Raw genomic sequence first — 12,092 nt, forward strand, 5'->3', positions numbered from 1 at the left:
GATGGTCTCGGCATCGTCGGCCACGTCCCCCGGCAGCAGCACACCGCTGGCCGCCAGCGCGGAATCTCCCGTATCCTCGGCGGACTCCGCCGCCGACTGCTCGATCTCGACCGCAGCGGTCTGCCAGGCATCCGCCGCATGCTCCTCGGCGTCACCCGCCGCCGACTGCTCAGCGGCGGTGGAATTCTCCGTATCCAGCGCGGCCTGGTCAGGCGATTCGGTTGCGGGCGTTGCGGTTTCGGCCTCGGGGGTGACCGCGATCGGCTCGCCGGTCTCGGCGAGCTCCTCTTCGGCCTGGCGAATGGATTCCAGGAGGCGGACGGCGTCGGCCGGGGTGATCGGGGCCGGTGCGGAGGCTGGTGCGGGCTGGCCGTTATCGGGAGTGGAGCTCACGCGGCGGATCCTTCGGGGGTGGCGGCCACCGCGGCGCGCGCGGCGGCGGGGAGGGCGGCGGCGATGCGATCGAAAGCATTCTCGTCGAGTGCCGCGGAGACGAACCATGCCTCGAAGGCGCTGGGCGGGGCGTAGACGCCGTGGTCCAGCAGCGCGTGGAAGAAGGCCGGGAAGCGCCAGGTTTGGCTGGCCTTGGCGGCGGCATAGTCGGTGACGGGGTTCTCGGCGAAGAACACGCTCACCATATTGCCTGCGAATTGCACCTGGTGCGCCACGCCTTCGGCGCTCAATGCCTCGGTGAACAGCGCGCCGAGTCGTTCGGCATTGCGATCCAGGGCCGCGTACACCTCGGCGTCGGCATTGCCCAGCGTGGCCAGGCCCGCCGCCACGGCGACCGGATTACCGGAGAGAGTGCCCGCCTGATAGACCGGCCCGATCGGGGCCAGGTGGTTCATGATGTCGGCGCGCCCGCCGAACGCCGCGGCCGGGAGCCCGCCGCTCATGACCTTGCCGAAGGTGTAGAGGTCCCCGGCCACGCCGTCGAGGCCGTACCAGCCCGCGGCGCTGACCCGGAATCCGGTCATGACCTCGTCCATGATGAGCAGCGCGCCATTGTCGCGGGTGAGCTGGCGCAGGCCCTGGTTGAAGCCGGGCAGCGTGCCCTCCGGCGGCAGCGGCGCGACCGCGCCCATATTGCCCGCGGCGGCCTCGGTGATGACGCACGCGATCTGGCCGGGATTGGCGGCGAAGGCGGCGGCCACGGCCTTGAGGTCGTTGTAGGGCAGCACGATGGTGTCGCCCGCCTGCGCGCCGGTCACGCCGGGCGAGGTGGGCAGGCCGAGGGTGGCCACGCCGGATCCGGCGTCGGCGAGCAGCGCGTCCACGTGCCCGTGGTAGCAGCCGCTGAACTTGATGATCTTGGAGCGCCCGGTGAATCCGCGCGCCAGCCGGACCGCGCTCATGGTGGCCTCGGTGCCCGAGTTCACCAGCCGCACACGCTCCACGGGTTCCACCCGCGCCGCGATGGCCTCGGCCAGCTCGATCTCCGCCGCGGTCGGCGCACCGAAGGACAGCCCGCTCGTGGCGGCCCGCCGCACGGCCTCCACGATCGCCGGATGCGCGTGCCCGAGAATCATCGGACCCCACGAGCACACCAGGTCCACGTACTCGTTGCCGTCGGCATCGGTGAGCGTGTACCCCTGCGCGGACGCGATGAACCGCGGCGTACCGCCCACGGAATTGAAGGCCCGCACAGGCGAATTCACGCCACCCGGAATGACCGCCGCGGCACGTTCGAAGAGTTGGGCTGAGACCGGCACCGACGCCTGGGTCACACGCGGAGAAGAAGCCACGGAACCCAGTCTCTCAGCCGCCCGAACCCCCGTCGACGACAGGGTGTAGTCGAGTGGCTTCACCCACAGCGGCACACGGCAACACGCCGTGGACAGATTCCGCCGAGATTGATCGCTAACAGGTTGCTAATGCGTAATCTCTCGGCGCAGAGGCGGCATCCGACGAGAGGGAGGGACGGTATGCGGAGGTTCGGCGCGGGACTGCTGACACTGGCGGGCGCGGGGGAAGCAGCGGCGGGTGTGCCGATTCCGCAGCTCGATCAGGGGCGGATCGGGGTGCAGCTGTCGCACGACGAAACCGCCGCCATTGCGAGCGGGCCGATTCCGGCGCTGGTGAGCATGGTTGTGCCATTGAATCGCATGGGCGCGGGACTGCATCCGGAGACGCAGATCTACAAGGACGAGAATGGCGGCGTGCACGCCTCGCTGCGACAGGTGGTGATGGAGGCGGCCGCACACCCGGATGGCAGCGTCGTCGTCTTCTTCAATTTCCCCGGCACCCGCGGCGGTCGTGTGCTGGATGTTTACCAGAACTGGCGCTGAGTATCAGTGCTCGCGGTGCAGCACCCGCGCCGCGAGATCGATGAGCACCAGTCCGGACACCGCCACCAGGATTGCCGCCCCGGCCAGCCAGGGCCCGGAGTAGCGGGTGGCGGTGAAGCCGGGCGATTCCCCGACCGGCGCGAACCATCCGGTGTGCATCCCATTGCGCCAGCACCACACCGCGGCGCCCGCCAGTAGCGCGGCGACCACGAATTCGGCGAGCACGGCGAGCCATCGCATCACCGCGCCTCCTTCTCCTCGTCGCCGCTGAGTCGTTCCAGGGCCGCGGCCAGTTCGGCCCGCAGCGTCCGGTGATCGCGCGCCCAGGCCTGGACGAGGCCGCCGTCGCGCAGCTTCAGCCCGATGCCCTTGCGCCGCCGCTGTACTCCGCTGAGTTCGCCGAGCGCGCGCGCCGATTCCCAGTCCTCATCATCCCAGGACTCCTCGTCGACTTCCGGCAACACTTCGGCGATGTTGCGCAATGGCAGCAGTTCGGTGCCCTCGCGCAGCGTGTCGGGGGTGAGTTCGACGCTGATGTGCCGCTTTCCGGCGATCACCTGCAGCCAGACGAACCCGCCCAGCAGGGCGGCGCAGAAGACCAGCCCGAACCAGTGCACATCGCCGCCGCGAATCAGTTCCAGCACCAGGATGAACGCGCACAGCGCGGGACCGTAGGCAATGGTCCGCCAGCGGGCGCCGGGCTCGGCGAACAGCACGGCCGGAGCGGTTGCGCCCGAATCGGCGGCAGCGGCCCCGCTCATAGGCCGTACGCAAAGCTCATGGGGCTCAGCCGACGAGGCCCGGAATCAACAGCACGGCAAGGGTGAGCAGTCCGAACAGAATGAGCAGACCGAGCACCAGCACATCGCGCCGCAGGCTGTGCGGCTGCTGGATCACCACTCGCATCGTTGCCTCCGCTCCACCGGAGCCAAACCGACCATGACACAACGCATGACGTACGACTTCCGGTTCCCGAAATCCCTGTGACAACCCTCACCATACCCGGTAGTACGCCCGTAACAAACTCAGGAGTACTCACTGTGCTCCCGGGCGGAAGAACGACTCGGATTCCTTTCGGTAGCACAGGAATACGGCCCCACCGGCCAGCACCGCCTGCACGATACCCGCACCGCCCGCGACCAGTGCCGCCGGTCCCGCGCTGCCCCCGGATCCGAACAGGGCGCCGATCGCGCCCAGCCCCAGGAAGATGGCCAGGCCGGTGAGCAGCGTTCGCGCCCACTGCTTTCCACGCCCCAGCTGGTAGACGATGGCGACCCCGGCCCCGGCCAGCACCAGCCAGAACAGGGCGACCAGCCCGAAGACCACCATCACCCACAACTGCATCTGTTCGAGGGTGATCTCCGGCTGTTTGGCGTGCAGATCCTCGAACTGCCGCTGCGCCAGCTCCTTCCGCTGCCCGAGCTGGGCCAGCAGGGCGGAGATCACCTGCACCACGCCGACGGCCAGGGCCGCGTACCAGAGCTGTGCGGCGGTGCGCACGTCCTGCGGGACCGGCCGCGCGGCCGCCGGTGGAACCATCGGATTCACGACTCGCGGTACTCGCTCACCGCAGCCAGTGCGCGGCTTCGGTCGCCCAGTAGGTGAGCACGATATCCGCGCCCGCCCGCCGAATGCCCAGCAGCGATTCCAGAACGGCGGCCCGGCGATCGATCCAGCCGTTCTGGGCCGCGGCGGTGATCATCGCGTACTCGCCGGAGATCTGATAGGCGGCCACCGGCACCGGCGAGCGATCCGCGACCTCGCGCAGGATGTCCAGGTACGCCATGGCCGGTTTCACCATGACGATGTCGGCGCCCTCGGCCAGATCCAGCTCCAGCTCGCGAATGGCCTCGCGCCGGTTGGCCGCATCCTGCTGATAGGTCCGCCGATCACCCTGCAGCGAGGACCCGACCGCCTCGCGGAACGGGCCGTAGAACGCCGAGGCGTACTTGGCGGCGTAGGCGAGGATCCCGGTGTCGGCGTATCCGGCCGCGTCCAGTCCCGCGCGGATCGCGCCGGCCTGGCCGTCCATCATCCCGCTGGTGCCGAGCAGATCGGCCCCGGTCTGAGCCTGCGCCAGCGCCATATCCACATACCGCCGCAGGGTCGCGTCGTTGTCCACGGCGCCCTCGTCGTCCAGGACTCCGCAGTGCCCGTGCGAGGTGAATTCGTCCAGGCAGGTGTCGGCCATGATCACCGTCGACCCGCCGACCTCGTTGACCAGCGCCCGTAGTCCGCGATTGAGGATCCCCTCCGGATCCGAGGCCTGGCTCCCGTCCGGGTCCTTGTCCTCCGGTCGCGGCACCCCGAACAGCATGAGCCCGCCGACCCCGGCGGTCACGGCCTCGACGGCGGCCTTGCGCAGCGAATCCATCGAATGCTGGAAAACGCCGGGCATCGAAGAGATCTCGCGCGGTTCGCCGAGCCCGTCGGCGACGAACATGGGAAGTACCAACTGCCGCGGTTCCAGCGAGGTCTCGGCCACCAGCCGACGCATGGCGGGAGTGCGGCGCAACCGCCGTGGGCGGTCCATTCCGGTCATGTTCGCATGATATGCCCGTGCCGGACGACGGGCGCGAGCGGTTCGTCACCTCCGTGCGCCGATGCTCACACATGGCTGGGCTCCAGTCGGCGGCGCGGATGCAATCCCAGCAGCGCCACCCCCAGCGGGGTGAGGTTGTGATGCACGCTGTTCCGGACCCGAATGCTGGCCACCAGTCCGGCTTCGCGCAGCACAGCGGCGTGTTCGCTGGCGGTGGCCGGGGAAACGCCGAGGCGTTGCGCCAGCAGCGTGGTACTGCCGCCGTCGGCGATCGCCTCGAGTACGGCGGCGCGGGTGCGGCCCAGGAGAGCGGACAGATCGCGGCTGAGCATGGTCGGCATAACACTCCTCGGTTCGGAGACCGGCCGCGTCGTACACCCCTCCGGTACGACGAGGCCGGTCGCATTGGTGAACCGATTCGGATGGCAAAAGGTTGGGTGCCCCTTCTCGGGCGCGGATCGGCCGCCATAATCGGTTTCGCCCGACACCGAATAGGGTGGACGGCGCGGGGACGATCGGTGACGCTGCGAACCATCAGCCGGTCGAACGGGAGGTATGGCCATGGCCAGTGACGGAGAAGCCCTGCGGGACGCCGCATTCGAGGCGCTGCTCGGGGAAGTGCTGCGCGAGTGCGCCCAGGATCCGCTGCTATTGGTCGAGGCCGTCGACACCGGCAGCGCGCTGCTCCGGATCGCCCGGACACCCGAGTTGGCTCCGCCCCCGGCCAAATACCAGTGGCTGCGGCCGATCGCCCCGCTGCCGGAGAGACGGGCGCCCCGGCCTCCGGGGCGGGTACGGGACAGTTTCGACGAAATCCTGGTGGTGGCCTACGAATCCGTGAGCGAGGTACTCGTCGGCTGGGCCGCCAAGCAGGTCGGCGATCGCGGCGATGCGGAAGATATCGTGCAGACCGCGCTCATGCGGGTTTACGCCCGGCAGCCGGATATCACGCGGGTCGACGAGATGCGCAGCTATTTGTGGGCGACGGTCAAGAATCTGGTGCGTGACGCGTGGCGGCGGGCGGCGGCCGAACGGGAACGCGTGGATCCGGACGGCGAGGAACGCATCGCGGCGCTGGCGGAGCGGGCGGGATTGCCGTTCGAGGATCTGATCACTTTGCGGCACTTGCTCATCGCCGCGCTCGATCAGCTGCCGAACCGGGAGCGCGAGGCGGTGGTGCTGCGCACCTACGAGGGCAATACCTATGCGGAGACGGCCGAGATCATGGGGCTGTCCTCGGGCACGGTGAAGGCGTATGTGCACAACGCGCTGGCGAAGGTGCGGGCCGGGTTGAACGAGGTCGCCTGATCGGTCTCAGCGGCAGGGCGGGTCGGTGGTGGCCCCGAGGGGGAGCAATTCCCGTTCGGCGGCGGTGAATTCGCGATCGCTGATGGCGCACAGGCGGGCGAGGATGTTCTCGCGATCGAGGTTGAGGGTGAATACACCGCTGCTGGTGATGATCATGCCGCTGCGGCCGGGCCGCCCCACCCATGGCCGGATGTCCGCACCGGGCAGCATGCCGTCCACCAGCGTGCCCTGCTCCACATCCATGATCTTGATTTCACCGGTGTCCCAGCCGACGATCACCAGGCCCGTCGTGGTCCGCTCCACCAGCGGGGCCCACGGAATGTGGACCAGGGCGGGGGTGATCTCCCCGGTGGCGGTGTCCCACACCTCGACCCGGCGCCGTTCGTTCCAGACGTACATGGCGGGAATGTCGAGGGTCTTGTTGGCGGCGTCGATCAACCCGGTATCGGCTCCGGACATCCGGCGCACCGGGCGCGCGGCCGCACTGTCCCACACCGTCACCGCACGCGGCATGAAGATCAGCAGTTCATCGGGGGCCGTACCGTTCTCCCAGGCCCACGCCTGCTCCACGACGACGGCGAACTCGTCGCGATCACGCCAGACCTGCTGCGGCGCGCCGTCCGGCAGACCGGTCGCGGCATGCCAGCGGGTGATGTATCCGGCGTGCATGGCGGCGACCACATCGTCGCGCACGGCGACCACCGACATCTTCGGCAGCTTGACCGCACCGTTCTGGTATTCGACCGGCAGCGGCAGCGTGATCCGGTTGACCGGACGCAGGTCCGGAACCGAATACACCAGCAGCTCATGGGAATCCACGGCGGCAAGCACCAGGAAACGATTGTCCGCCGTAATGGTCAGCTCGATGATCTTCGACCCCGGCGGCACCTTCACCGAAACCGGCGGCCGCACCCGCGGATACACCTCGCGTAGCTCCAAACGCCCGATATCGGACTGGAGTTCGGCCTCGTAGCGCCAGTCGCGCCCCCAGGTCATGACCGTGGGCGCCGCACCGAATCCGATCGACGGATCGAACTCGGCGGCTGCCGCGTGCCGGGTGACGTCGTCGGCGCCCACGACGAACAGCACCGGCCCCGACGGACCGGGCCGGACTATCCATCTGGGCTTGCCGATGGCCTGGTAGCGGGCCTGCACCCGATACTGCTGCTGCGTCACGATGTCCACCAGGTGGACCAGCTGAAAGAGCGTGTTCTCCGGGGCGAAGGACAGAATCGCGTACCGGCCCGTCTCGTCCCGGTTCAGGGTCGCGCCCTCGGGCACGGCGAGGCAGCCCGTCCCCTTGCCGATCGACTTGGTCCCCGTCGGACGGCGCAGCACGACATCACCGAGCTGGCCGTCGGCGCACGGCACGACGACACCCCGCGCCTCGTCACCGGCGCGGAGCTCCACGCGCCGCCCGTCGGCCGTGCGCAGTTCGTAGCGCTGCCGCCCGTCTTCGCCCACCACATGGAACCAGGTCTCGCCGGTGCTCGAATCGACGTGCAGCGGAAACAGATCCACTCGCGTATCCGACTTGTACCCGGTCAGCCGAGCAGGCGAGTCGCCAGCGGTGTCGAAGATGTCGACGGTATCCGGATCGCCCTGGTCGGCGGGCAGCCGGTAGCGATGCCCCACCGGCCGCACCGAACGCCGCGTGTCGTACGAAACCACGAGGAGCGCACCGTCTTCGGAGAACCGCACCGCGATCGCCGTCAGCGTCTCGCCCCCCGCCGGGGAGCGGACGGCGAACGGCCCCGACCGCCCCGCCACATCCCACACCTGCACCCCGCCGAGGTTGTCCACGATCGCCAGCTTGCGCCCGTCACCGCTCAGCTCCAGCGCCACCGTATCCCGCACCGGCAGCCGCCACGGCTCGGCGCCGCCGTCGAGCAGGCCGGGCCAGACCGTGACCGTCCCGTCGATATCGCCGGTGGCGACCACCGTGGCGGTATCGTCGGCGGCCACCAGGCGCACATCCCGGCCCAGCCCGGTCCGGACGGACTCCGCCGAGGCCAGCCGGATCTGCTGGGTGAGCAGGGCCGCCTCCACCGTGTGATCGCCCGGCGGCGCGAGCCGGGCCGCGGCCTGCGCGTACTGCAGCGCCAGATTCGGCTGTGAGCCCGCCAGTTTCAGCGATTGCTCGGCGAGCACGATCCCGGCCAGTTCGCGCAGCGCCTGCGCGCGCTGCGCACCGGTGCGGTACGCCAGCACCGCCGTACCGGCGGCGACCAGGGTCACCACCGCGAGCACGGCGGTAATGACGCGCCAGCGCCGCACCTCGCGCCGCCGCACGCGCAGGCCCGCGAAGACGTAGTCGCGCACCGGATCCGGGATATCGTCGGGCCGCCGGGCCAGCCACTCCTCCGCATCGGAGAGCGCGCCGCCGCGCAGCAGTCCCCCGTCGTCGTTCGGCTGGGCGGCCCAGGTGCGGCGCTCCCGTTCGGTGCGTCGCTGCCACTCCAGGAAGTCGCGGTCCGTGACGAGCCAATCGCGCAGCCGGGGCCAGTTGTCGATGAGCGATTGATGCGCCAGTTCGACCACATCGGCATCGCCCGCGCCGCGCCCGGTGACCACGAGTCGCTCGCGCGCCAGCCGCCCGGCGACAGACCGTAATTCGGGCGCCTCACGCATGGTGAGCGGCACCCGCGCGAATCCGTCGCCGCGGGGCGCGGACAGTTTGGTCAGCAACCGGCGCGCCGCCCGTGCGTCGCCCGCGTCGGTGAACTGCCCGTAGACCCGTTCCGCCCGGCGCGCAATGGATCCGGCCGCGCGGCCGACGCGCTCGTAGTCGGCGACGGTCAACCGCCCGCCGTCGCGCTGTTCCCACAGTTCGGTGAGCACCGATTCCAGCAGCGGCAGCCCGCCCGGCTCGCCGACCGTATCGTCGACGAGGCGTTCCACCAGGTCGTCGTCGATATCCACGCCCGGCGCGTGGGCGGCCGGACCGCGGATGGCGCGCCGCAGCTGTTCGCGGCCCATGGGCGCGAGCGTGATGGTGGCGCGGTCGAGGGCGTGCCCGAGATCATCGCCGGACAGCGCCTCCATCACGTCCCAGCGTAGTGTGAGCAGCACCCGCACCGCCGGATCCTCGGCGCGCTCGAGCATGTCCCGCAGCCGGGTGCGCGCCCGCTTCGGATCGGCGGCCACCAATTCCTCGAACTGGTCGGCCACCAGTAGCAGCTTCTCCCCCTGCCGCGGTTCGGTTGCCAACCAATCGGTATCGGCGCACAGGGTCTCGATACGCACCCCGTCGGCGCGCAGCTGCGGCACCACGCCCGCCATGACCAGTGAGGACTTCCCGATGCCCGAGCGCCCGACGACGGCGACCACCGACTGATCGCGCAGCGCCTCGACCACCCGCTCGACATCCGCGGCGCGGCCGTAGAACAGGTGGGAGTCGTTCTCCCCGAACGGTTCCAGACCGCGATACGGGTTGGGCAGCAGCGCCGGATCCAGTCCGAGCACCTCGTTCACCGGAATCATGAAGGCGGTGCGGGTCAGCCGCCGCCGGTCCACCGCGACGGCCATGCCGACCACGGCCTCGCTGCCCGCGTCCCATACCGGCGATCCGCTGAATCCGCCGGTGATGGGCTGGCTGCCGCTCGCCCCGTGCAGCTGCATCCAGCCGATGCCCTGCGGCGCTCGGAATTCGCCCCAGACCCACACCCCGTCGGCCAGTTCGGCGGGAAATCCGACCGTGCGAAACTCCCTGCCCCACGGCCGATCCGCCCGCCACAGCGGCGGCGCGGCGACCTCGCCGAGCACCTCGCCGTCCATCTCCAGCACCGCGATATCGCCGCGGCCGTCCACCCGCACCGGCTCCCATCGATGCACGCGCGCCGTAATGCGCGGCGCATCCGGCAGCAGCGGAAAGTCCACCGTCACCCGCGCGGCCGTCACGTCCGCCTCCGGCCCGGCCGCCGCCGTCACCACTTGCGCGCAGGTCGCGATATGCCCCGGTCCGATCACGAACCCGGTACCGACGGGTTCTCCCGTCGCATCCAACACCCGGGCCACCGCGGCGCTCAACCGCCCAGCGCCGGGAAACACCGAAGACATACCGGACAGAATGTCAATACATTCGGCAGCGCGCAGCGGAACATCTCGAAAGTCACTGTGAGCAGCGGATTTTGTCGGTGGTCGCCGGTACAATCGAAGATGTGTTCGATGGGTTCGACTCGATGGGAGCCCATGTGACGACAGGAGGATTGGTCGTGCTCGCAGCCGTAACAAATATTTCCGATCGAGCCGCAGCCGTACCCAAGAAGGGGGACCTGATCAATCACGCGTGGATGCCGCTGGCCAAGCAGCCGCTCCCCGCGGGCCGGCCGCGGACCTGGTACATCGCCCACAACCGGCGGTTGAAAGCCATGCGCTTGGCCATCGCCATGCTGGATTCCGGCGCCTTCAGCCCGGACCAGGCCAGCAATGAGAAGATCCGCGACGCCGCCGATTTCATCGGCGTGCACTGGCCCTCGGACGCCACCTGCCGCATGGTCCGCCGCATGATGGCGGCCCAGCGCTGACCGTACGGTGGGCGAAAACCGGCCGTGCCCCGCACCTTCGGGTGCGGGGCACGGCCGCACCCTGATACTCGTCAGGTTATGTATCCGCCGCTTCCGGTCGACAGTGGAGTTCATCAGAACGACCGACACCGAGCCGGAGGCGATGATTGCGATGAGCTTCGATCATGATCTGTTCGACCGGGTGACCAAGCAGCTGCAGCCGCCGCTGGTGCGCTCCCTGCGGCGCAAGTGCGAAAGCCACAGCGATGCCGAGGATCTCGCACAGACGGTCTACCTGCGGGTGCTCCTCACCCGGCCCGATATCGACGACGAGACGGCCCTGCGGAAGTACATCTGGGCCACCGCGCGCAATCTCGCCCGCACCGCGGGCACGCGGCGCTCACGGGAACGGGCCCTGCTCGCCGCGACCGGCGCCGAATCCATTGCCGAACTGGCCGATCCGGACGCCCGGGAATTCGCCGATCTGGTCGCGACCCGAATCGCCGTGCACCAGGCCATCGCCACCCTGCCCGCCCGCGAACGCGAAGCGGTCACCCTGCGCTACTGCCGCGACCTCACCTGCGCCGAAACCGCGGCCGCCATGGGGCTGGCGACGGGTACCGTCAAGGCTTACCTGCACGCGTCCGCCCGGCGGCTCCGGTACCGTCTGGCGGCGCCGGAGAAATACGGAGCGGCCGCCGCGTGATATCCAACGACACCTGGTCGATACTGATCCATCTACCGGCGCCGGTCGGCGCGCCGCGACCACCGGCCCTGAATCTCTGGCCCGGCGAGGTCGCGACCTTCGGCCGCGGCACCGACATCTATCCGGTGGACGTCACCCTCGACCGCGAGGGCATCTCCCGACTGGCCGGGCGCATCGAGGCCCTCGACTTCTATTGGCTGATAAGCAATCTGAGCACCCGGTCCAACAAGTCGTACGTCGTTCACAATGACGAGGGCAAGGGCGAGTACTTCACCATCCGGCCCGGTGAGCGACTACCGGTGCCGTTCCGGGCGGCCAGGGTCGAACTGCTGGCCGCGGACGCGGAAGTCATGGAGTTCAAGGTGTTCGCCATGCGGCGTTCGGTCCCGGCCATCCCGGTGGCGGTCGAGGCCGGGCGCACGGTGGACGCCATCCGGCGCCTGGACCCGAACACCAAACACTCCCTGGTCCTGGTGGCGCTATGCGAGCCGCGGCTGGTGCACGGGTCCGCGGCCATCCCGACCCTGCCGGAGCTGCTGCGCCGGGTGCGCCGCACCACGGCGGGCCGGGATCTGGGTACCACGGCGGCCATCAACTACCACCTCGAATACCTCGTCGACCGGCTGGGATTGCGCGATTACGACGGGCTCGAGGACCGGCGCGCGGCGCTCATCAACCGGGCCCTGTGGTTCGGCCTGGTCGGCGAGCAGCACCTCGAACTTCTCACCGGCGAGGCCGGATGA

General features: G+C 69.6%; 12 protein-coding genes. 5 read left to right on the top strand and 7 right to left on the bottom strand.

From position 1 onward, the window contains the following. Positions 1-389: 389 nt before the first annotated feature. Positions 390-1,745, bottom strand: coding sequence for a glutamate-1-semialdehyde 2,1-aminomutase (gene hemL, locus NC4_RS25795; protein ID WP_067543155.1), 1,356 nt, complete (start codon positions 1,743-1,745; stop codon positions 390-392). 180 nt (positions 1,746-1,925) lie between these two features. On the opposite strand from hemL, the gene NC4_RS25800 reads away from it, so the two are divergent. Then, positions 1,926-2,288 carry a hypothetical protein gene (locus NC4_RS25800; RefSeq protein WP_067543159.1) on the top strand — a complete coding sequence of 121 codons (363 nt, stop codon included), beginning with the start codon at positions 1,926-1,928 and terminating at the stop codon, positions 2,286-2,288. Between the two features lie 3 nt (positions 2,289-2,291). On the opposite strand, the gene NC4_RS25805 is transcribed toward NC4_RS25800, so the two are convergent. The 5 genes from NC4_RS25805 to NC4_RS41785 form a co-directional block, all read right to left on the bottom strand. Further along, a complete protein-coding gene (locus NC4_RS25805; RefSeq protein WP_157555207.1) occupies positions 2,292-2,531 on the bottom strand; it encodes a hypothetical protein in 240 nt (79 codons plus the stop codon). Continuing rightward, complete coding sequence (gene mce1N / locus NC4_RS25810; RefSeq protein WP_067543165.1) at positions 2,528-3,049, bottom strand: transport-regulating membrane protein Mce1N; 522 nt, start codon at positions 3,047-3,049, stop codon at positions 2,528-2,530. Before mce1N ends, NC4_RS25805 begins: the two co-directional genes overlap by 4 nt. Before the next feature lie 274 nt (positions 3,050-3,323). Further along, positions 3,324-3,827 (bottom strand): hypothetical protein, encoded by a 504-nt coding sequence (locus NC4_RS25815; protein ID WP_067543503.1) that lies wholly within the window; start codon positions 3,825-3,827, stop codon positions 3,324-3,326. A 25-nt stretch (positions 3,828-3,852) separates the two neighbouring features. Continuing rightward, positions 3,853-4,830, bottom strand: a complete 978-nt coding sequence (gene hemB / locus NC4_RS25820) for a porphobilinogen synthase (RefSeq protein ID WP_067543168.1) — start codon at positions 4,828-4,830, stop codon at positions 3,853-3,855. 65 nt (positions 4,831-4,895) lie between these two features. Further along, a complete protein-coding gene (locus tag NC4_RS41785) occupies positions 4,896-5,171 on the bottom strand; it encodes an ArsR/SmtB family transcription factor (RefSeq protein ID WP_067543171.1) in 276 nt (91 codons plus the stop codon). A 220-nt stretch (positions 5,172-5,391) separates the two neighbouring features. On the opposite strand from NC4_RS41785, the gene NC4_RS25830 reads away from it, so the two are divergent. Continuing rightward, entirely contained in the window at positions 5,392-6,138 is a 747-nt protein-coding gene (locus tag NC4_RS25830; protein WP_169814873.1) for an RNA polymerase sigma factor, read from the top strand. 6 nt (positions 6,139-6,144) lie between these two features. Here NC4_RS25830 and NC4_RS25835 read toward each other — a convergent pair whose 3' ends face one another. After that, positions 6,145-10,197, bottom strand: a complete 4,053-nt coding sequence (locus NC4_RS25835) for an nSTAND1 domain-containing NTPase (RefSeq protein ID WP_084529773.1) — start codon at positions 10,195-10,197, stop codon at positions 6,145-6,147. 155 nt (positions 10,198-10,352) lie between these two features. Between NC4_RS25835 and NC4_RS25840 the strand changes: the two genes are divergently transcribed. The 3 genes from NC4_RS25840 (at position 10,353) to NC4_RS25850 (ending at position 12,092) form a co-directional block, all read left to right on the top strand. Beyond that, positions 10,353-10,664 carry a hypothetical protein gene (locus NC4_RS25840; RefSeq protein WP_067543507.1) on the top strand — a complete coding sequence of 104 codons (312 nt, stop codon included), beginning with the start codon at positions 10,353-10,355 and terminating at the stop codon, positions 10,662-10,664. 151 nt (positions 10,665-10,815) lie between these two features. Then, on the top strand, positions 10,816-11,349 hold the full coding sequence (locus tag NC4_RS25845) for an RNA polymerase sigma factor (protein ID WP_169814874.1): 534 nt from the start codon (positions 10,816-10,818) through the stop codon (positions 11,347-11,349). Next, positions 11,346-12,092, top strand: coding sequence for a hypothetical protein (locus tag NC4_RS25850; RefSeq protein ID WP_084529774.1), 747 nt, complete (start codon positions 11,346-11,348; stop codon positions 12,090-12,092). The genes NC4_RS25845 and NC4_RS25850 overlap by 4 nt, the downstream gene beginning before the upstream one ends.

Origin of the sequence: Nocardia crassostreae, assembly GCF_001613405.1 — a bacterium.
Lineage (GTDB): Bacteria > Actinomycetota > Actinomycetes > Mycobacteriales > Mycobacteriaceae > Nocardia > Nocardia crassostreae.

Coding starts and splice junctions, on each gene's coding strand:
- NC4_RS25800 (WP_067543159.1), top strand. CDS start 1,926: ATGCGGAGGTTCGGCGCGGGACTGCTGACACTGGCGGGCGCGGGGGAA.
- mce1N (WP_067543165.1), bottom strand. CDS start 3,049: ATGAGCGGGGCCGCTGCCGCCGATTCGGGCGCAACCGCTCCGGCCGTG.
- NC4_RS25815 (WP_067543503.1), bottom strand. CDS start 3,827: ATGGTTCCACCGGCGGCCGCGCGGCCGGTCCCGCAGGACGTGCGCACC.
- hemB (WP_067543168.1), bottom strand. CDS start 4,830: ATGACCGGAATGGACCGCCCACGGCGGTTGCGCCGCACTCCCGCCATG.
- NC4_RS41785 (WP_067543171.1), bottom strand. CDS start 5,171: ATGCCGACCATGCTCAGCCGCGATCTGTCCGCTCTCCTGGGCCGCACC.
- NC4_RS25830 (WP_169814873.1), top strand. CDS start 5,392: ATGGCCAGTGACGGAGAAGCCCTGCGGGACGCCGCATTCGAGGCGCTG.
- NC4_RS25835 (WP_084529773.1), bottom strand. CDS start 10,197: ATGTCTTCGGTGTTTCCCGGCGCTGGGCGGTTGAGCGCCGCGGTGGCC.
- NC4_RS25845 (WP_169814874.1), top strand. CDS start 10,816: ATGAGCTTCGATCATGATCTGTTCGACCGGGTGACCAAGCAGCTGCAG.